This window comes from Shinella zoogloeoides, from assembly GCF_030733845.1.
Taxonomy (GTDB): Bacteria; Pseudomonadota; Alphaproteobacteria; order Rhizobiales; family Rhizobiaceae; genus Shinella; species Shinella zoogloeoides_C.
Map to the genome: position 1 here is coordinate 2,897,442 of NZ_CP132311.1, position 18,935 is coordinate 2,916,376.

The window sequence follows — 18,935 nt, forward strand, 5'->3', positions numbered from 1 at the left end:
TGCCTCTTCAGTAACCCCGGCTGATGGAAAGCCGGCAGACACCAGAAAGGCCCGCACCGTCGTTGCTTCAAGATGTCCTCGCTCTTCCGGTTGGCCGGAGAAACGACTGGAGGGGTTAATTCCAGGTACCTTACCGATTTCCTCACCAATTCGAGGGTCGGCGGACACCCACAGGCACGTGCGACTTTGGGCAAGGCGGGAGATAAGAAGAATCGCTGTCGTAATCAAGAGTTTTTTGCGGGCTGCTATTGAAAATATTGTGACAGCCACGACATTCGCCGGACTGGTTTTCAAAGATCGTTCATAATGCACCGGCCATCGCATTGCGGCCGGAGGCCCGCCTTCCTTCGCGCCATCGACGAGACGAAGCGGCGGACAGCCAAGTGGGGACACATGGATACATTGACCCGAATCCGGGCCTTCATCGACGTCGTCGATGCCGAGGGCTTTTCCGCCGCATCGCGCAAGACCGGCCGGTCCAAGGCGCTTCTGTCCAAATATGTGCGCGAGCTGGAGGACGAACTGGGCACGCTGCTGCTCAACCGCACGACCCGCCAGTTCTCGATGACTGAATCCGGCCACACCTATTATCGCACCGCCTCCGACATCCTGAAGGAGATCGACAATCTCGCCGATCTGGTGCGCGAGAAGAACACGGACTTGCGCGGCAAGCTGAAGGTCTCCGCCCCGCGCACCTTCGTGGACGCTGATATCGGCCAGTCGCTCATCGATTTCGGCCGGGAGCACCCGGAGCTCTCGCTGGAGATCGTCTCGGACGACCGGTTCGTCGACCTGGTTGAAGAGGGCTTCGACGTCGCCATCCGCATCACGCGGCTGGAGGATTCCGCCCTCATCGCCCGCAAGCTCGGCGATTTCTTCCTGAAGATCTGCGTGACCGAGGAATTCCTCGAACGCGCCGGCCCGATCAACCATCCGAGCGATCTGGCGCGCCTGCCCTGCATCATAGACACCAACGGCAAGTCGCACAGCAACTGGCGCTTCATCGACGAGAAAGGGGCCGGTTTCAGCGTGCCGGTCGGCGGCCATATCGAGGTCAACAGCCCGACGGCGGCGGTGCGCGCGGCGGCGAGCGGCCTCGGCGTCGCCCAGGTGCCGGCCTTCATCGCCCGCTCCTGCCTCGCGTCGGGCCGGGTCGTCTCCATCCTCGAAGACTACCTTCCGACCGACCGCGGCATCTACGCGATCTATCCCCACCGGCGTTATCTTCCGGCGAAGGTGCGCACCTTCGTCGATTTCCTGCACGGCTGGTTCCGCCGCAATCCCGGCATCGAGGCGTGAGGTCCCAATTCCGACCCATTTGCGTTACATTCCAGCGGGCGATTCCAAAGACTGTCACGCCGCTTCGAGAGGCTTGAAACCCATGCGATTCCTCCCCCTTCTCGTCGCCGGCACGGCCCTCCTTGCCCCGGCCGCGGCCTTCGCCCATCCGCATATCTTTGCGGAAGCACGGCTCGAAGTGGTGGCGAATGCGAACGGCACGGTCGGCGAGCTGCGCAATGTCTGGCGTTTCGACGAGATGTTCTCCGCCAGCGTCGTCATGGACTTCGACAAGAACAGCAATGCCGTGCTGGATCCGGACGAGCTTGCCGAGGTCGGCAGGACCGTGCTCGAATCGCTGGAGGAGTTCAGCTACTACACGACGATCACCGAGGACGGGAAAACCGTGAAGGTGGCCAAGCCCGATGCGATCAATGTCGACTACAAGGACGGCCAGCTCCTGATGCTCTTCACCGTGAAGCCCGGCGAGGTCATGCCGCTCAAGGGCAAGCTCACCTTCGGCGTCTACGACCCGACCATGTACGCGGCCATGGATTTCGCCACCGACGACGACCTCGTCACCGTCGGCGACAATTTCGGCTCGTGCAAGCGCGCCGTCGTGCGGCCCGACCCGGACGAGGTGCTGGCGCAGAACCAGGACAGCCTGACGGATGCCTTCTTCAACGATCCGGCGGGCACCGACATGTCGAAACTCTTCGCCACCCGTCTGGAGCTGACATGCTGAGCCGCGCGTTCCGTGCCGTCACCCCCCTCTGGCCTGCCAGCCATCTCCCCCTCAAGGGGGGAGATCGGCAAGGGGTAGTGGCTTCCCTTCAGCGGCAACGTCCGAATGGAGCAAGACGGTCCCCCATCCAATCTCCCCCCCTGAGGGGGAGATGGCCGGCAGGCCAGAGGGGGGTATCCCGCGCCGCCCATACCGCACTCATCATCGCCCTTGCCTTCATCGCCACGGCAAGCCTCGCCCACGCCCAGTCGCCGCTCGGCATCGGCTCGGCGGAGCCGGGATTCAACACGTCGGGCACGTTCGGCGGGCTCTTCGCCTGGATCAACGCGCAGCAGCAGGGTTTCTACCGGATGATGACCGGCGCGCTGAAGGACATGCGCGAGAACCCCTGGGCCGCCTCCACGCTCGTCGGCCTCTCCTTCGCCTACGGCGTCTTCCACGCCGCCGGCCCCGGCCACGGCAAGGCCGTCATCTCCTCCTACATGCTGGCCAACGAGCTGGAGCTGAAGCGCGGCGTGCTGCTCTCCTTCCTGTCCTCGATCCTGCAGGGCGTGGTCGCCATCCTGCTGGTCGGCGCAGCCTACCTGTTCCTGCGCGGCACCACCGTCTCGATGACCGACGCCACCCGCGCGCTGGAAATCGGCAGCTATGCGCTGATCGCCCTCTTCGGGGCATGGCTGCTCTTCAAGAAGCTGCGGCCGGGAGAACGGCGCACTTCCACGCTCGGCGCGCAGGCCGTCGCAGCACATGATCATCATCACGACCACGCCCACCACCATCATGCCGGCGAGGTCTGCTCGACCTGCGGCCACGCCCATGCGCCGGACCCGTCGCTTTTGAAGGGCGATCGTTTCGCGCTGCGCGAGGCTTGGTCGGCCATCGTCGCCGTGGGGCTGCGCCCCTGCTCGGGCGCGCTCATCGTGCTGAGTTTCGCGCTGCTGAACGGCCTCTACCTCGGCGGCATGCTCGCCGTGCTCGCCATGTCGATCGGCACGGCCATCACCGTCTCGATCCTCGCCACGCTCGCCGTCACCGCCAAGGGCGCGGCCGTGCGCTTTGCCGGCAACGGTTCGGCAGCCGTGAAGGTCGGCACCGCCATCGAGATCGGCGGCGCGGCGCTGGTGATGATCCTTGGATTATTACTTCTTGGAGCGGCGCTGCAGGCCTAGTTCTCGCGATTGCGCTGGTAGCGCGCCCTGAGCCAGAAGAGCAGGAAGAAGCCGAGCACGATCAGCGTGCCGAAGGCGCCCGCCAGCCAGGGCGAGACGCCGCCGAGCGCGATCATGACGCGCGGCAGGAAGTAGAACACCACGCCCGTGCCGAGCAGGATGAAGAGCGCCGCCAGCGCCGCCGACTTTCCCTTGCGTTCCTCGCTCATGCCGCGCCCGCCTTGGAGATTTCGGCGCGGATGTCTTCGAGCTTGCGCTTCTGCCGTCCCTCGGCATCGAAATTGTCGGGCGCCAGCCAGGCATCGAAGGCCTTGGCGATATCGGGCCATTCGCTGTCGATGATCGAGAACCAGGCGGTATCGCGGTTCTCGCCCTTGGAGAGCATGTGCTGGCGGAAGACGCCCTCGAAGGTGAAGCCGAGACGGGCGGCGGTGCGCTTGCTGGCCGCGTTGCCGTTGTGGCACTTCCACTCGTAGCGGCGGTAGCCGAGGTCCTCGAAGACATGCTTTGCCAGAAGATACTGCGCCTCGGTGGAGAGCGGCGAGCGCGACATGCCGGGACCATGGGCGATGCCGCCGATCTCGACGACGCCGTTCGCGGGGTCCGGCCGCATGTAATGCGCCATGCCGACGACCTTGCCGTCCGCCTTGTCGACGATGACCTCTCGCACCCAGCCCGACTTGATCGCCCCTTCGGACCAGGCATCGAAATCCTCGATGCCGGTAAAGTCGGCCTGCGTGAAGTAGCGCAGCAGCGGATTGATCTCCATGCCGCCGAAGGCATCCCACAGCGCCTGAAGATGTTTCGCGCGATCATAGGGCTCGATGCGCACGGTGCGGCCGTCGAGCGCCACGGGCGCCGGCGGCGGGCAGCCTTTCCAATCCTTGAGATCGCGCATGATAATCCTCCTTCGGTCTTGCCGAAGGGATAGAGCAGCGGACCGCGCGAAGCAATGTGGAAAGCGGGGAGCGGCGTTCGGCCGCTCCCCCGGATGTCACACCTTGGCGGCGGAAACCGTGGCCTCGATATGGTCGACCAGCCCATCGGCAAGGCCGAGGCGGCCGGCGAGCAGGTCGAGATAGCCCCGTTCGGCACGCGACTTCGGCTCGATGGCAAGGCGCGAGGCGGTGTAGAGCTCGACGCGCTGCTCCTCCGTCGAAGCCGCCGCGATGATCGCGTCGAGATCGACCGGATTGGCAAGCTCGTCCTCGAGGAACTGCGCGGCATCGGCGCCAAGGCCCGAGACCTTCAGCTTGTCCATGATGCGGGCGCGCTCCGCCTCGTCGATATGGCCGTCGGCGCGCGAGGCGGCGATCATGGAGCGCACGAGGATGAGGGCGAAGTCGGTGCTGACCGCCTCCGGGTGGAAGCCGGAATCGGTGGGCGGCGGCAGGAGCTCGGGCGTGCCGCCCCCGGCGGTCTCGGCCGGGCTCTGGCCGGCCTTGTAGTTCTTGTAGGCCTGGTAGCCGAGGCCGGCGATGGCGGCGAGGCTGCCGAGCTTCAGCGCCGAGCCTGCGACCTTGCGGCCGCCGTCCGTGCCGAGCAGCACGCCGGCAATGGCGATGGTGGCAAGCGGATTGTCCTTGGCGAGCTGGGTGACCTGGCCGGCGCGGTCGCGCACGGATCCACCGGCGCCGGGCACCTGCGAACCGAGGAACTGGTCAAGCAACTTCTTGGGGTCGAACATAGGGGCGTCTCCGTTTCTCTCGTCGCGCAAGGGCAGACTGCAAGGCAAGATAGGAATGCCGCTCCTCGATTACAAACGCAGAACGGGCGACCGAAGGCCGCCCGCCTGCAATTTCGCTGAACCTGCCTCAGCCCTTCAGGGCAGCGGCTTCCGCGGCGAGCTTCTCGATGCCCGCCCAGTCGCCCTTGGCGACGAGGTCCTTCGGCGCGACCCAGGAGCCGCCGACGCACACGACATTGGGCAGCGAGAGGTAGTCGCGGGCATTCGCCAGCGAAATGCCGCCCGTCGGGCAGAACAGCGTGCCGGCGAGCGGCGAGGACAGCGACTTGAGGTAGGCCGCACCGCCCGCCTGCTCGGCCGGGAAGAACTTCAGCACCTCGTAGCCCTCCTCGCGAAGGCCCATGACCTCGCTGGCGGTGGCAGCGCCCGGCAGAAGCGGGATGTCGGAATCGGCGGCCGCGTCGATCAGCTCCTGCGTTGTGCCGGGGCTGACGATGAACTGCGAGCCGGCCTCGACCGCCGCTTCGAACTGCGCGGCGTTGAGGATCGTGCCGGCACCGGCGACGGCGCCTTCGACCTCGTTGGCGACGGCGCGGATCGCCTCCAGCGCGGCGGTCGTGCGCAACGTGATCTCGATGGCTTTCAGGCCGCCCGCGACCAGCGCGCGCGCCAGCGGAACAGCGGTCTTGACGTCGTCGATGACGAGCACCGGCACCACCGGCTGCAGCCTCAGGACGGAAAGGAGCTTGGCGTTTTTCTCGCGCATGGCATGACCTTTTAAAACGATTGAATTGAAACCGGAATATCGCGTCCGCGACGTCCTGTCGAGCCTAAAGCACGATTCATGGCCTTGTCATGACACACTTATCGTGTAGTCTCCCCTCGCCCAAGCCCATCTCCAACTGCGAAAGCGTGCCAATGGCAAAAGAGATCGAGCGGAAGTTCCTGGTGTCGGGCCAGCGGTGGCGTATCTTCGCGGATGAAGGCATAGCCATACGGCAGGCCTATGTCGTGGCGCAGGACGACCGGTCGCTCAGGGTTCGCCTCTATGGCGACGGGCGCGCGCGCATCACCCTCAAAGTCGGCCATACCGCCCTCGTGCGCGACGAATACGAATTCGACATCGACCGGGATGAGGCCGAGGACATGCTGCGCCATGCCATCGGCAACGTGATCGAGAAGGTGCGCTACCGGGTGCCGCACGAGGGCCATGTCTGGGAGGTCGACGTCTATGACGGCACCCATCGCGGCCTCGTCATCGCCGAGGTCGAGCTGTCCTCGATCCATGACGAACCGGAAATGCCGAACTGGGTGGGCCGGGAAGTCACCGGCGAGAGCCAGTATTCCAACCAGTCGATGGCGCTCGGCACCAGCAACGGGGCGAGCCTGCAACGCCTCGCCTGAGGCGCTACGCGACGCCGCATTGCCTGAAATGCGGCAAAGCTGTATGTGGCGGCCATGACAAACGCGATCTCCTCCCCCGCACAGGAAACCGGCTTCCTCGTCGCCGCTCTCTATCATTTCGCCTCCGTCCCGCGCTTTGCGGAACTGCGCGCGCCCCTGCAGGGGCTCTGCGAGGACAATGGCGTGCGCGGCACGCTGCTGCTCGCCCATGAGGGCATCAACGGCACGATCGCCGGGCCGCATGCCGGCATCCGCACGGTGCTTGCCTATCTGCGCGCCCAGCCGGAATTCGCCGGGCTGGAGCACAAGGAAAGCCACGCGGCGGATATGCCCTTCCTGCGCATGAAGGTGCGGCTCAAGAAGGAGATCGTGACGATGGGCGTCGAGGACATCGACCCCACGCGCTCCGTCGGCACCTATGTGGCGCCCGAGGACTGGAACGCGCTGATCTGCGATCCAGATACGATCCTCATCGACACGCGCAACGACTACGAGACGGCGATCGGCATGTTCAGGGGTGCGGTCGACCCGAACACCAAGACCTTCCGGGAGTTCCCCGACTGGGTGCGGCAGAACACCGGCCTGCACAACAAGCCGAAGATCGCCATGTACTGCACCGGCGGCATCCGCTGCGAGAAGGCGACGGCCTTCATGAAGGCCGAGGGCTTCGACGAGGTCTACCACCTCAAGGGCGGCATTCTGAAATATCTCGAGGAGGTGCCGGCCGAGGAGAGCCTTTGGGAGGGCGCCTGCTTCGTCTTCGACGAACGCGTCTCCGTGCTGCACGGGCTGGAGGAAGGCGAGCACAAGCTCTGCCGCGCCTGCCGCCATCCACTGACGGCCGAGGACACGACCTCGCCGCTCTACGAGGCCGGCGTCTCCTGCCCGCATTGCCATGCGGCGCGCAGCGAGGAGGATCGGCTGCGCTTCCGCCAGCGGCAGAAGCAGATGGACCTTGCCAGGAAGCGCGGCGAGCGCCACCTCGGCAAGTAGGCTAGCCCGCCGCGGCCTGCACATCGATCTGCGGGGCGATGAGTTCGCCCATCGCCTTCTCGCTCATCGGCCGGCCGAAGAAGTAGCCCTGCAACTGGTCGCAGCCGCACAGATGCAGGAAGGCGGCCTGCTCGGCGGTCTCCACGCCCTCCGCCGTCACCGGCATGTCGAAGGAGGTGGCAAGCGCCACCGTCGCCTGCAGCATCGCGCCGCCCTTGACAGACTGCTCCGCCGCCACGGTCAGCGACCGGTCGATCTTCATGCGGTCGAAACCAAAGCGGATGAGATAGCCGATGCTGGAAAAGCCCGCGCCGAAATCGTCGAGCGCGATGCGCACGCCGCCCGCTTTCAGCCGGTCCATCACCAGCCGCGCGCGACCGGGATTCTGGATGAAGTAGCCCTCGGTGATTTCCAGCGTGACGCGCGATGGCTCGATGCCGGCAGCGGCGATGATGGCGAGCGCCTGGTCGGGGAAATAGGGATTGCGGAACTGCGCCGGCGAGACGTTGATGGAAATACCGATCTCCGGCCAATGGCGCGCCGCCTCGCAGGCGCGCTTCAGCACCAGCGGGCCGAGCGCATCGATGACGCCGGTCGCCTCCGCCAGCGGAATGAAGACATCCGGCGGCACTGGCACCGTTCCGCCGCGATACCAGCGGGCCAGCGCCTCGACGCCGCAGATGGTTCGGTCGCCCGCCCTGACGATCGGCTGGAACACGACGTCGATCTCGCCGCGCGCGACAGCCGCCCGCAGCGCATCCTCCATCTCGCGCCGCGCATCGCGGTCGTCGTCCATCAGCACCTCATAGTGCATGGCGCGCCCGCGGCCGGCATGTTTTGCCCGGTACATGGCAACATCGGCGCGGCGCAGCAGCTCCTCGCCGCCGACATCGCCGCGGCGCGAGACCGCGATGCCGATGCTGGCGCCGACGACGGCGACGCGCTCGCCGATCGAGAACGGCTCGGAGAAGAAATCGAGCAGCGAACCGATGAGCCGGCCGATCTCCGGCCCGTGCGGATCGCCGCTGAAGGCGATGGCGAATTCGTCGCCGCCGATGCGGGCGAGCATGGCATTGGCGGGCACGAGCCGGGAAAGGCCCGCCGAAACCCCGCGGATCAGCCGGTCGCCGACGGCGTGGCCGTAGAAGTCGTTGACGTCCTTGAAGCCGTCAAGATCGAGATAGAGCATCACGACGTCGCGCTCCTGCGCCGCCGCGCGCACGGTGAGCTCTTCGAGGGCGATGTAAAGGCCGGTGCGGTTGCGCAGGCCACTCAACCGGTCGGTGATCGCCTGCAGGCGCGCCTTGTTCTCATCCGCCTTGAGGCGGATCGTGAAGGCGGCGCCGGTCAGGACGAGCAGCACGAAGAAGAAGATGACGCCGCCGAGCGCCAGCAGGACGAGCGGGCGCACCTGCGCATAGCTCTTGTCGCCGGGCATCTCGGGCGTCCATGAGAGGAAACCGAGGGTCTGGCCTTCGGGATCGCTGATCGCCACGCTGGCGCCCTTTGCCGGCGGTTCCTCCGAAAGCAGCAGGCCGGAAACCAGGAAATTGTCGGCGATCCGCGCGATGCGGGCGGGCGACAGATGGCGGATGATGACCAGCGTGCGCAGGGCATTCGCGGGCGCCTTCACGGCATCGGAAACCGGACGCACCGCCGAGATGGCCGCGACGGCCGGCCCATCCGGCGTGCGCAGGAACGCGCCGAGTTCCTCGCCCGGCTCGAGCCCCGCCTTCAACACCTTGCCGTAGAGATCCGTCAACACCGTCCCGCCATAGGATCGCGCATCCGCCGCGAAGGGGGCGCCGTTTCGATAGGCGAGCATTGTGCCACCCTTCTCGTCGACGAGGAAAACCGTGTCGAACAGCGGGCCGCCCTGGGTGGCCAGGCCGATATTGGCGGTGAGCCATGGCATGTCCGGCGTGCCGTAGATGGCGCTCACCGCGTCGTCCCAGACCGCATAGTCGCGCACGGTGGTGACCATGGAGCTGCGCATGGAGGACAGCGCGCCGAAGACGGTCTGGCGCGTGCGCTCCTCGTCCAGTTCGTTCGCCCGGTTCGCCAGGAAGCCGAGCGCCATCATGACGAGTACGGTGGCGAGGCTGACCACGACCGCAAAGGAGGCGAGCACGCCGAGGACGACCAAAAGCCGCCTGGCGCCGAGCATGCCAGAAAGGTGGTGCGCAAGCCGCAGCATCGTCTTCTCCGACCGAGAGGCGATGATGCGGCAGAACCGTTATGATTCCTTTACGGTTCGATGGTTGCCCTTCGGGAAGCGGCCGGCAAGGGCGGCGTACCAGTGGCCGCTCTTCTTGATCGTGCGCGCCTGCGTCTCGTAGTCGACATGGACGATACCGAAGCGCATGCGATAGCCTTCCGCCCATTCGAAATTGTCCATCAGGCTCCAGGCGAAATAGCCGCGCATCGGATAGCCCTCGCCGATGAGGTCGGCCGTGACGCCGAGATGTTCGGCGATGTAGTCGAGGCGCGGCTGGTCGTCGACCACGCCGTCCGTCACGCCCATATTGTAGCAGGCGCCGTTCTCCGTGATGTAGCAGTCGGGCAGCCGATAGGCGGCGTTGAGCTTGCGGATGAGGGCGCCGAGCGCGGGCGCCTGGACCTCCCAGCCGATGTCGGTCTTGCCATCGGCGACGGGCGGCGCGGGCACGGTCGCCGGGAACGCGGCGCCCTCGGCCGGATCGTCGCTAACGCGCATCGGCGTATAGTAGTTGAGGCCCCACCAGTCGAGCGGCTGGGAGATCGTCTCCATGTCGCCGGGCTCGATATCCGGCATGCGGTGGCCGAGGGCGGAGAGGAAGCGCTCGGGATATTCGCCCTTGAAGACCGGACCAAAAAAGACGCCGTTGTGGAAATCGAAGGCGCGCTCCGCCGCCGCCCGGTCCGCCGGCCCGTCGCTGCCGGGATAGATCGAATGGGCGTTCAGCACGAGGCCGACGGGCAGGCCCGGCCGCTCCGAGCGGATGGCCGAGACGCCGAGGCCATGGGCGAGATTGGTGAAATGCAACGCGTGCAGCGCCGCGCCCATGCTGCGCTCGCCCGGCGCGTGGATGCCGTAGAGGTGGCTGAGCCAGACGGAGCACCAGGGCTCGTTGAAGGTCGCCACGGCATCCAGCCGGTCGCCGAGCCGGGCGATGGTGGTCTTGGCATAGCGCTGGAAGGCATAGGCCGTCTGCCGCGCGGTCCAGCCGCCCTCGCCCATGAGCATCAGCGGCAGATCCCAGTGGTAGAGCGTGGCGAAGGCCTTGATGCCGCGGGCCTTGAGGCCATCGACGAGGCGGTCGTAGAAATCGAGCCCCTTCTCGTTCACCGGCCCGGTGCCCTCGGGAACGATGCGCGGCCAGGCGATGGAGAACCGGTAGGCCTCGACACCCAGCGACTGGATGAGATCGAGGTCTTCGTCGAGGCGGTTGTAGTGGTCGCAGGCGACGTCGCCATTGTGGCGGCCGAAGACCCGGCCGGGCATGTTGGAAAAGGCATCCCAGATCGACGGCTTGCGGCCATCCATCTTCGCCGCACCCTCGATCTGGAAGGCGGCGGTCGCCACGCCGAACACGAAATCGCCGGGAAAGCGGTCGGCAAGGGTCTTGGGGTCGCTCATCGGTCTTCTCCCGGATTGTAACGCTCAGGGCAAATCTGCAACGTTGCAGTAAAGCGGTTTTGCGGAAAGTCAATCATCTTCATGCGCGCGCATCCACGCGGCGGATTTCGCCCGTGGTTTTGGGAAAGAGCATCGGACGGGGCGCCGGTGGTGCCGCATCGAAAGTATTTGGTATGACACCTTCCGGCGCCCCGTTCGGCGGTTTGTGCCCGCGTCTTCGGTCTCTCTGCAAGGGCCGGGACAGGGGATGGTTCTCGCCGGTTTCCGGAAGGGAACATCTCCGTTTTTGCATCCGGCCGCACGCCTTGGCGATCCGGACGGGGAGGCCTCTCCCCGGACTGCTTTCCTTCCGGCGGACGATGCCGACGCATCCGCCAGTCCCGTCCCCCTTGTGTGCCGCACAGGCACGCCCGGCGCGCCGTTCGGGGCCGTGAAGCGAAGGGTCGGCCCGATGTCCCGTCGCTTCCCCCGTGTCGCCGGAGGGAGACCATTTTCCGCGGACCCTTTCGATGAAGGCTTACGTCCTTCCCGCACCCAAAGCGCCGACCCCGCCTCGCTGCAACGCCTTGCAGTGTATCCGCGGCGGGATGCGCGCAGTATAGGCATGGGTCGAGGGGGTGGGGAAATTCGAGGGCGCTTCTTCCGGGAAATGAGACGGTTGCGGGCGGGAAATTCCCCGCGCCGCGCCATGGACCGCGCCTCTAAATCAGACGCCCCTTAAATAAGGCTTAGGATTTCGTGCCATAAAGTATCCATGTGCTGGGACGGAGACACACGTGGTACGACGCATTCCGAAGCATCTCGTTCGAAAAGGCATGTTCGTCGAATCGGTCGAATGCCCGGACGCCGAATTCTCCAGCCGTCGCTTCCTCGTGCAATCAGACGAAACCGTACGCGCCATCCTCGCCACGTCGGCGGTCTATGCGCTGGTCAACCCGCAGAAGAGTACGGTCGAAATCGACACCAGCACGCCGGCGGCCCGGCAGTCCGAGGAGCGCAAGCGCACGGCCGAGACCGTCGCGGCGGCGACGAGCACCCTGCGCGGCAGTTTCGAGGCGGTGCGGTTCGGGCAATTGCAGGTCGAGACGCTGGCGCCCGTCGCGGACGAGATCTCCGACCGGATCGACGCCTCGCCGGATGTCTTCCTCAAGGTCACCCGCCTCAAGACCAAGGACGAGGGCACCTATGTGCATTCGCTGGCGGTGAGCGCGCTGATGATGCGGCTTGCCCGGTCCCTCGGCCATGGCGACGACGCGGTGCGCGAACTCGGCGTCGCCGGCCTGCTGCACGATGTCGGCAAGCTCATGGTGCCCAACGCCATCCTGAACAAGAGCGGCGGACTGGAAGCCGACGAGAGGCGCCTCATGCGCAGCCATCCCGAGGTCGGCTACCGGCTCCTCCAGGAACAAGGCAGCCTGTCGGACCTCGTCCTCGACATCTGCCGGCACCACCATGAAATGCTTGATGGCAGCGGCTATCCGCTCGGCCTGAAGGCAGAGCAGATCAGCCCGGAAATCCGGCTGTCCACCGTCTGCGACGTGTTCGAGGCGCTGACCAGCGCCCGCCCCTACAAGCGCGCCTGGTCAACGCGGGACGCGCTGAACTGGATGTTCGATCGCGGGCACATGTTCGACAAGAAGCTCGTCATCCGCCTCGGCGGCATCTTCGCCTGACGCAAGGCCCGGCCGCCGCGATAGAGCATGTCAGGTTCAGATTGAACCAGACATGCTCTAAATTCTTTTGTTTTCGTTTGTCTTTTCGGGAAAACCGGTTCCCACTTTTCCCTGACAAACTCTAAGGCGGCGGCGAGGCCGATGGGTCAGACCTTCACCCAGGCGCCGTTCTTCTTCGAGGACTGCACGCAGGCATCGACGAAGATCATGCCCTTCAGACCGTCGTCCACCGTCGGATAGATGACGGCGGGATCGATCGCGGCGCCGCTCCGCTTTGCGTGGATGGCGCGGGCGGCTTCCGAATAGATGTTGGCGAAACCTTCGAGATAACCTTCCGGATGCCCGGAGGGCACGCGGCTGACGCGGGCGGCGGCAGCGCCCGAGCCAGCACCGTTGCGCGTGATCAGCCGCTTCGGCTCGCCGAAGGGCGTGTACCAGAGATAGTTCGGATCGGCCTGCACCCATTCGAGGCCGCCCTTGGTGCCGTAGACGCGGACCTTCAAGCCGTTCTCGTGGCCGGGCGCGACCTGGCTGCACCACAGCGTGCCCTTGGCGGTAACGCCGTCCCTCTCCTTGAAGCGCATCATGACATGGGCGTTGTCGTCGAGCCGGCGGCCCGGCACGAAGCTGTCGAGATCGGCGGAGAGCTCCGCGAGCTCCAGGCCCGAGACGAAGCAGCCGAGATTGTAGGCATGGGTGCCGATATCGCCGGTCGAGCCGCCGGCACCGGACTTGGTCGGGTCGGTGCGCCAGGCGGCCTGCTTCTGGCCGCTCGACTCGATGTCCTCCGTCAGCCAGTCCTGCGGATATTCCATCTGCACGAGGCGGATCGTGCCGAGCTCACCGTTGGCGACCATCTCGCGCGCCTGCCGGACCATCGGATAGCCGGTATAATTGTGGGTGAGCACGAAGAGCGCGTCGCTCTCCTCCGTCAGCTTCTTCAGCTTGCGCGCGTCGCCAAGCGTCGAGGTCAGCGGCTTGTCGCAGATGACGTGGATGCCGCGCTTCAGGAATTCCTTGGCCGCTTCGTAATGGACGTGGTTCGGCGTGACGATCGCCACCGCCTCGATGCCGTTCTTCAGCTTCGCCTCGCGGATCGCCATCTCCTTGAAGCTGGCGTAGCTGCGCGACGGATCGAGGCCCAGCTCGCGCGCCGACTGCTCGGCCTTTTCCGGCGAGGACGAGAGCGCGCCGGCGACGAGCTCGTATTGATCGTCGAGCCGGGCGGCGATGCGGTGCACCGCGCCGATGAAGGCGCCTGAGCCCCCGCCGACCATGCCGAGCCGGATGCGAGGCTGCCGCGTGTCGCTTGCGCTTCCTTCGATTGCCATGATTTTCTCCTCAGACCTACATTCGTGAAAAAGACCCCCTCTGGCCTGCTGGCCATCTCCCCCACAAGGGGGGAGAAGACACGCGGCACCGCCGCGGCTTAAGTCCCTCCCCCTTGTGGGGAGGGGTTGGGGAGGGGTCTTGACTGCCTAGAGCCCCAGCATGCGCCGGTTGGCCGCCTCGTCCGTGCCCGCGTCGGCGAAATCGTCGAAGGCCTTTTCCGTCACGCGGATGATGTGCGCCTTGACGAATTCCGCGCCCTCGCGCGCGCCGTCCTCCGGATGCTTCAGCGCGCATTCCCACTCGACCACGGCCCAGCCGGCAAAGTCGTTGGCGGCCATCTTGGAGAAGACGGCGCCGAAATCGACCTGGCCGTCGCCGAGCGAGCGGAAGCGGCCGGCGCGGTTCACCCAGCCCTGGTAGCCGCCATAGACGCCCTGCCGGCCGGTCGGGTTGAACTCGGCATCCTTCACATGGAACATGCGGATGCGGTCCTTGTAGATGTCGATATTGTCGAGATAGTCGAGGCACTGCAGCACGTAGTGCGAGGGATCGTAAAGCATGCAGGCGCGGGCATGGTTGCCGGTGCGCTCCAGGAACATCTCGTAGGTGATGCCGTCGTGCAGGTCCTCGCCGGGATGGATCTCGTAGCAGACGTCGACGCCGTTGTCCTCGGCATGGTCGAGGATCGGCTTCCAGCGCTTCGCCAGCTCGTCAAAGGCGGTCTCCACCAGACCGGCCGGGCGCTGCGGCCAGGGATAGACGAAGGGCCAGGCGAGCGCGCCAGAGAAGCTGGCCATGGCGTCGAGCCCGAGGTTCCGCGAGGCCGTCAGCGCCATCTTCACCTGCTCGACGGCCCATTCCTGCCGCGCCTTCGGATTGCCGCGCACCTCGGGCGCCGCAAAGCCGTCGAAGGCCTCGTCATAGGCGGGGTGCACGGCGACGAGCTGGCCCTGGAGATGCGTGGAAAGTTCGGTGACCTCGACGCCGTTCTCGCGCGCCTTGCCGGCGAATTCGTCGCAATAGTCCTTGGAGGAGGCCGCCTTCTTCAGGTCGATGAGGCGCGAATCCCAGGTCGGGACCTGCACGCCCCTGTAGCCGATATCGGCCGCCCATTTGGTGATCGCGTCCCAGGAGTTGAACGGCGCGGCATCGCCGGCGAACTGAGCGAGAAACAGGCCGGGCCCCTTGATCGTCTTCATCTTTGGCTTCCTCCCATGGACCCGACCGCGCTTCCGGTCGGTCTCGAATATTCCTGCGGTACGTACCGCAGCGCGTGGAAAGCTATCGGCCTTTGACGGCTCAGGCAATGCGGAATGCCTGTCTCGGCCGGGAAAAAACCGCCCGGGTCATGACGCCCGGGCGGCTCGCGTCGTCTTCAGATCAGAACGGGGAGTCCGGGAAGTAGAAGTCCTTCGCGTTGTCCTTCGTGATCAGCGTGGCGTCGATCGTGTAGACGCCGCGGACCGGGACCTGGCCGTAGAAGTTGGCGGCGGTCATTTCGAGCGCGGTGCCGACCATTGCCGGCGGATAGAGCACGTCGACCGGGATCATCTTGTCGCCGTCCATGACCTTCTTGATCATGTCCTTCGAGCCGGCGCCGGCCACGACATACTGGATGTCCGTGCGGCCGGCCTGCTCGATGGCCTGCAGCACGCCTACGGCCATGTCGTCGTCCTGGCACCATACGACGTCGATCTTCTGGTACTTGGTCAGGTAGTCCTGCATGACCTTGAAGGCGTCGTCGCGGTTCCAGTTACCGTACTGGCGGTCGAGAACCTTGACGCTGGAGCCTTCGATGCCCTTGTCGAAGCCGTTCTGGCGTTCCTGGTCGATCGGGATCGGCATGCCGCGGATCACGACGACTTCGGCTTCCGGCGTCGTCGTCTTGATGTACTCGCCTGCCGTCTGGCCGAGCGCGAAGTTGTTGCCGGCGACGTAAAGGTCACGCACCGAATTGTCGTTGACGCTCGGCGCACGGTCGACGAGGGAGACGAACGTTCCCTTGTCCTTGATCTCCTTGATGGCGTTGACGAGCGGATCGGGATCCGTCGGCAGGATGACGAGCGCGTCGATGCCCTGCGTCGCAAGGTCCTGCACGGCATTCGCCTGACTGGCCGGATCGGGGGACGTCTTGACGACGACGTTGAGGCCCGGATGGCTCTCCATCAGCTGCTTGGCGACGCGCTCGGCGTGATAGATCACGCCCGCGGTCCAGCCATGGCTCGCGGCCGGGATCGAAACGCCGATCGTCACCTTCTTTTCTTCCTGAGCGTGCACGACGCCGGCGACGAGAGCCATTGCCGCGACCGTCAGGCCCAACAGTTTCTTGCGCATGAGTTTCCTCCCAAAAGCAGGTCTTCCTTCGTCACCGGGGACCCGTGAACCCGGCTCTTTCCCCGCAGCACCGGCAGTTTGCGCATGCCGGTGCTGCCTGGCCTCACGATTTCCGCACCAGCGAACGCTGGACGAGCATCGCAATGATGATGATCGCGCCCTGAATGGCCCCGATCAGGTATTCGCTGATGAAGTTGGACAGCAGCATGATGTTGCCGACCAGTTCGAGAATGAAGGCGCCGCAGATCGTGCCCCAGACGCGCCCCGCCCCGCCCTTCAGCGCCGTGCCGCCGACGACGACCGCGGTGATCGCCTGCAGCTCCCACAGGATGCCCGTGGTGGCCGAGGTGGAGCCGAGGCGCGGCACGTAGAGCAGCACGGCGATGGCGACGCACAGGCCCTGGATGACGAAGGCGATGGTGCGCACCCGGTTGACCGGAATGCCCGAATAGCGCGCGACGTCGCTGTTCGAGCCGACGGCGACGACATGGCGGCCGTAGCGCGTGCGGTAGAGGATGAACGCGGCGACGCTCGTGACGGCGAGAATGACGACGATCGGGATCGGCACGCCGAACAGCGTCCCGAAATAGGCCGGACGGTAGAGCGCCTGCAATTCCGGCTCGCGAAGCGTGATCGCGCCGCCCTGCGAGAGCCATGTCGTCAGGCCGCGATAGATGCCCATCGTGCCGAGCGTGGCGATGAAGGGCTCGATCTTGCCGACCGTCGTGATGAGGCCGTTCAGAAGCCCGCAGCCCGCGCCGATGACGATGGTGAGCACGATCGCCGCCGTCAGCATCAACGACGGATCGGCGATGGCGCCGGAATTCATGAAGAGGATCATGAGCGAGGCGACGAAGGCCACCATCGAGCCGACCGAGAGGTCGAGGTCGCCCGAGGAGATGACGAAGGTCGCGCCGACCGCGACGATGGCGATGAAGGCGCTGCGCGTCGCGACATTCGCCAGGTTGGTCAGTCCGATGAAATTGGGGTTCACCAGCGCGCCGACGACGAGAAGCAGCGCCAGCGCCGCAAAGGGCGCGACGGCCCTGAGATCGACGTCCCGCCAGCTTCGGCCCCTCGCCTTCGTTTCGCCCGCCTCTTCGCTTGCCGTCATGGTCGTCCCCGCGTGACTTCGTTATGGTGATGCAGCCGGCTTTTCGCTCAGGCCGCGGTCTTCTTCTTCAGGCCCGCCGAATAGCGCATGATCTCCTGCTCGGAGATCTCCTCGCCTTCGAGAATGCCGACGATCCGCCCTTCCCGCATGACGGCGACGCGTGTGCACAGGCCGATGATCTCCGGCATCTCCGAGGAGACGACGATGATCGACTTGCCGTCGCGGGCGAGCGCCGAGATGAAGTGGTAGATCTGCTGCTTGGTGCCGACATCGATGCCGCGCGTCGGCTCGTCGATGATGATGACGTCGGGCTCGGTCTCCATGACCTTGGCGAGCAGCAGCTTCTGCTGGTTGCCGCCAGACATGCGGCCGGCGACGACGCGCCCGTCGCGCACGCGGATGTCGAAACGGCGGCGGGCGCGCTCCAGCGCGGCGGCCTCGCTCTTCGGGCTGAGATAGCCGTAGTTGCCGTGCTTTTCCAGCGATTGCAGCGTGAGGTTCGCCGTCATGCGCGAGTTGAGCAGCAGGCCCTTGTGCTTGCGGTCCTTGGTCATGTAGGCGATGCCGACGCGGTTGGCGGCATGCACGTCGCCGCCCGGCACGCTTTCGCCGCGCACGGAAACCTCGCCGGCAAGGCGCGAGCGCAGGCCCGCGACCGCCTCCATCAGCTCCGACCGGCCCGAGCCGATCAGGCCGGAAAAGCCGAGGATCTCGCCCTTGCGCACCTCGAAGCTGGCATCCTTGACGTAATGCGTCGAAAGCCCCTGGACGGAAAGCGTCACCTCCTCATCCACGCTCGGCTCCTGCTTGGCAGGATAGAGACTGGAAAGTTCGCGCCCGACCATGAGCTGGGCGATGGATTCGCCATCAAGAATGCTCGTCGGCGCGGTCTTAACCCATTGCCCGTCGCGCAGCACCGTCACGCGGTCGGTCAGTTCCATCACTTCGTCCAGCTTGTGCGAGACGAAGACGAAGGACGTGCCCTTCTCGCGCAGCTTGCGCACCTGGCGAAACAGGTAGTTTGTCTCCTCGCGGGAGAGGACGGCCGTCGGCTCGTCCATGAAGATGATGCGCGCATCGCGGCTGATTGCCTTGGCGATCTCGACCATCTGCTTGTCGGCGATGGAGAGCGAGCTGATCAGCGCGTTCTCGTCGACATGGGAGCCGAGCTGGTCGAGCACGCGGCGCGTTTCAGCGCGCATGAACTTGCGGTCGAGCACGCCGAAGCGCGTGACCTCCCGGCCGAGGAACAGGCTCTCCGTTACGGTGAGGTGTTCGGCGAGATTGAATTCCTGGTGGATGATGACGATGCCGAGCGCTTCGGCCTGGCCGTTCGGCGGCAGCTTGACCGACTGACCGTCGAGCAGGATTTCGCCGGAGGTCGGCTGCTCGAAGCCGGAGAGGATCTTCACGAGCGTCGACTTGCCGGCGCCGTTCTCACCCATCAAGGCATGGATTTCGCCGGCGTGCAGCTCGAAATTGACGCTGAACAGCACCTGTACGCCGTTGAAAGACTTGCTGATGCGGCGTGCAGCCAGAACGACGGGAGCCCCGTCGGCAGCGTCCGGATTCATGGATTTCCTCCCT

At 65.6% G+C, this 18,935-nt stretch carries 17 protein-coding genes; 6 read left to right on the forward strand and 11 right to left on the reverse strand.

Annotated elements, in window-relative coordinates:
• Positions 1-393 precede the first annotated feature (393 nt).
• The 3 genes from Q9316_RS15295 to Q9316_RS15305 all read left to right on the forward strand — a co-directional run bounded on the left by Q9316_RS15295 (position 394) and on the right by Q9316_RS15305 (position 3,192).
• Positions 394-1,299, forward strand: coding sequence for a LysR family transcriptional regulator (locus tag Q9316_RS15295; protein ID WP_306032433.1), 906 nt, complete (start codon positions 394-396; stop codon positions 1,297-1,299).
• Between the two features lie 82 nt (positions 1,300-1,381).
• Positions 1,382-2,023, forward strand: coding sequence for a DUF1007 family protein (locus Q9316_RS15300; RefSeq protein ID WP_306032434.1), 642 nt, complete (start codon positions 1,382-1,384; stop codon positions 2,021-2,023).
• Positions 2,024-2,223: 200 nt separating this feature from the next.
• A complete protein-coding gene (locus Q9316_RS15305; protein ID WP_306035326.1) occupies positions 2,224-3,192 on the forward strand; it encodes a nickel/cobalt transporter in 969 nt (322 codons plus the stop codon).
• Here the strand turns inward: Q9316_RS15305 and Q9316_RS15310 are convergent.
• The 4 genes from Q9316_RS15310 to Q9316_RS15325 form a co-directional block, all read right to left on the reverse strand.
• Positions 3,189-3,401: a hypothetical protein gene (locus Q9316_RS15310; protein WP_306032435.1), complete on the reverse strand. Its 213-nt coding sequence runs from the start codon at positions 3,399-3,401 to the stop codon at positions 3,189-3,191. The two genes, Q9316_RS15305 and Q9316_RS15310, sit on opposite strands and share 4 nt — an antisense overlap.
• Positions 3,398-4,090 carry a GNAT family N-acetyltransferase gene (locus tag Q9316_RS15315; RefSeq protein ID WP_306032436.1) on the reverse strand — a complete coding sequence of 231 codons (693 nt, stop codon included), beginning with the start codon at positions 4,088-4,090 and terminating at the stop codon, positions 3,398-3,400. Before Q9316_RS15315 ends, Q9316_RS15310 begins: the two co-directional genes overlap by 4 nt.
• A gap of 96 nt (positions 4,091-4,186) precedes the next feature.
• The gene (locus tag Q9316_RS15320) at positions 4,187-4,879 is read right to left on the reverse strand and encodes a tellurite resistance TerB family protein (protein ID WP_306032438.1); all 693 of its coding nucleotides are present in this window, start codon (positions 4,877-4,879) and stop codon (positions 4,187-4,189) included.
• A gap of 127 nt (positions 4,880-5,006) precedes the next feature.
• Complete coding sequence (locus Q9316_RS15325) at positions 5,007-5,645, reverse strand: 2-dehydro-3-deoxy-phosphogluconate aldolase (protein ID WP_306032439.1); 639 nt, start codon at positions 5,643-5,645, stop codon at positions 5,007-5,009.
• A 152-nt stretch (positions 5,646-5,797) separates the two neighbouring features.
• Between Q9316_RS15325 and Q9316_RS15330 the strand changes: the two genes are divergently transcribed.
• Together Q9316_RS15330 and trhO are read left to right on the forward strand one after the other, a co-directional pair.
• Positions 5,798-6,283: a CYTH domain-containing protein gene (locus tag Q9316_RS15330; protein ID WP_306032440.1), complete on the forward strand. Its 486-nt coding sequence runs from the start codon at positions 5,798-5,800 to the stop codon at positions 6,281-6,283.
• A 54-nt stretch (positions 6,284-6,337) separates the two neighbouring features.
• On the forward strand, positions 6,338-7,276 hold the full coding sequence (gene trhO / locus Q9316_RS15335) for an oxygen-dependent tRNA uridine(34) hydroxylase TrhO (protein ID WP_306032441.1): 939 nt from the start codon (positions 6,338-6,340) through the stop codon (positions 7,274-7,276).
• Position 7,277: 1 nt separating this feature from the next.
• Here trhO and Q9316_RS15340 read toward each other — a convergent pair whose 3' ends face one another.
• Positions 7,278-9,473, reverse strand: a complete 2,196-nt coding sequence (locus Q9316_RS15340; protein WP_306032442.1) for a bifunctional diguanylate cyclase/phosphodiesterase — start codon at positions 9,471-9,473, stop codon at positions 7,278-7,280.
• A gap of 39 nt (positions 9,474-9,512) precedes the next feature.
• Positions 9,513-10,895, reverse strand: coding sequence for a GH1 family beta-glucosidase (locus Q9316_RS15345; protein ID WP_306032443.1), 1,383 nt, complete (start codon positions 10,893-10,895; stop codon positions 9,513-9,515).
• A 776-nt stretch (positions 10,896-11,671) separates the two neighbouring features.
• On the opposite strand from Q9316_RS15345, the gene Q9316_RS15350 reads away from it, so the two are divergent.
• Positions 11,672-12,568 (forward strand): HD-GYP domain-containing protein, encoded by an 897-nt coding sequence (locus tag Q9316_RS15350; protein ID WP_306032444.1) that lies wholly within the window; start codon positions 11,672-11,674, stop codon positions 12,566-12,568.
• A gap of 146 nt (positions 12,569-12,714) precedes the next feature.
• Here Q9316_RS15350 and Q9316_RS15355 read toward each other — a convergent pair whose 3' ends face one another.
• From Q9316_RS15355 to Q9316_RS15375, 5 genes are all read right to left on the reverse strand, one after another.
• Entirely contained in the window at positions 12,715-13,899 is a 1,185-nt protein-coding gene (locus tag Q9316_RS15355; RefSeq protein ID WP_306032445.1) for a Gfo/Idh/MocA family protein, read from the reverse strand.
• Between the two features lie 147 nt (positions 13,900-14,046).
• On the reverse strand, positions 14,047-15,099 hold the full coding sequence (locus Q9316_RS15360) for a sugar phosphate isomerase/epimerase family protein (RefSeq protein ID WP_306032446.1): 1,053 nt from the start codon (positions 15,097-15,099) through the stop codon (positions 14,047-14,049).
• A gap of 181 nt (positions 15,100-15,280) precedes the next feature.
• A complete protein-coding gene (locus Q9316_RS15365) occupies positions 15,281-16,234 on the reverse strand; it encodes a substrate-binding domain-containing protein (protein WP_306032447.1) in 954 nt (317 codons plus the stop codon).
• 103 nt (positions 16,235-16,337) lie between these two features.
• Positions 16,338-17,348, reverse strand: coding sequence for an ABC transporter permease (locus Q9316_RS15370; protein ID WP_306032448.1), 1,011 nt, complete (start codon positions 17,346-17,348; stop codon positions 16,338-16,340).
• A 47-nt stretch (positions 17,349-17,395) separates the two neighbouring features.
• Positions 17,396-18,922: a sugar ABC transporter ATP-binding protein gene (locus Q9316_RS15375; protein ID WP_306032449.1), complete on the reverse strand. Its 1,527-nt coding sequence runs from the start codon at positions 18,920-18,922 to the stop codon at positions 17,396-17,398.
• Positions 18,923-18,935 lie beyond the last annotated feature (13 nt).

Coding starts and splice junctions, on each gene's coding strand:
- Q9316_RS15370 (WP_306032448.1), bottom strand. CDS start 17,348: ATGACGGCAAGCGAAGAGGCGGGCGAAACGAAGGCGAGGGGCCGAAGC.
- Q9316_RS15325 (WP_306032439.1), bottom strand. CDS start 5,645: ATGCGCGAGAAAAACGCCAAGCTCCTTTCCGTCCTGAGGCTGCAGCCG.
- Q9316_RS15320 (WP_306032438.1), bottom strand. CDS start 4,879: ATGTTCGACCCCAAGAAGTTGCTTGACCAGTTCCTCGGTTCGCAGGTG.
- Q9316_RS15360 (WP_306032446.1), bottom strand. CDS start 15,099: ATGAAGACGATCAAGGGGCCCGGCCTGTTTCTCGCTCAGTTCGCCGGC.
- Q9316_RS15345 (WP_306032443.1), bottom strand. CDS start 10,895: ATGAGCGACCCCAAGACCCTTGCCGACCGCTTTCCCGGCGATTTCGTG.
- Q9316_RS15310 (WP_306032435.1), bottom strand. CDS start 3,401: ATGAGCGAGGAACGCAAGGGAAAGTCGGCGGCGCTGGCGGCGCTCTTC.
- Q9316_RS15355 (WP_306032445.1), bottom strand. CDS start 13,899: ATGGCAATCGAAGGAAGCGCAAGCGACACGCGGCAGCCTCGCATCCGG.
- Q9316_RS15300 (WP_306032434.1), top strand. CDS start 1,382: ATGCGATTCCTCCCCCTTCTCGTCGCCGGCACGGCCCTCCTTGCCCCG.
- Q9316_RS15315 (WP_306032436.1), bottom strand. CDS start 4,090: ATGCGCGATCTCAAGGATTGGAAAGGCTGCCCGCCGCCGGCGCCCGTG.
- Q9316_RS15375 (WP_306032449.1), bottom strand. CDS start 18,922: ATGAATCCGGACGCTGCCGACGGGGCTCCCGTCGTTCTGGCTGCACGC.
- trhO (WP_306032441.1), top strand. CDS start 6,338: ATGACAAACGCGATCTCCTCCCCCGCACAGGAAACCGGCTTCCTCGTC.
- Q9316_RS15330 (WP_306032440.1), top strand. CDS start 5,798: ATGGCAAAAGAGATCGAGCGGAAGTTCCTGGTGTCGGGCCAGCGGTGG.
- Q9316_RS15365 (WP_306032447.1), bottom strand. CDS start 16,234: ATGCGCAAGAAACTGTTGGGCCTGACGGTCGCGGCAATGGCTCTCGTC.
- Q9316_RS15340 (WP_306032442.1), bottom strand. CDS start 9,473: ATGCTGCGGCTTGCGCACCACCTTTCTGGCATGCTCGGCGCCAGGCGG.
- Q9316_RS15295 (WP_306032433.1), top strand. CDS start 394: ATGGATACATTGACCCGAATCCGGGCCTTCATCGACGTCGTCGATGCC.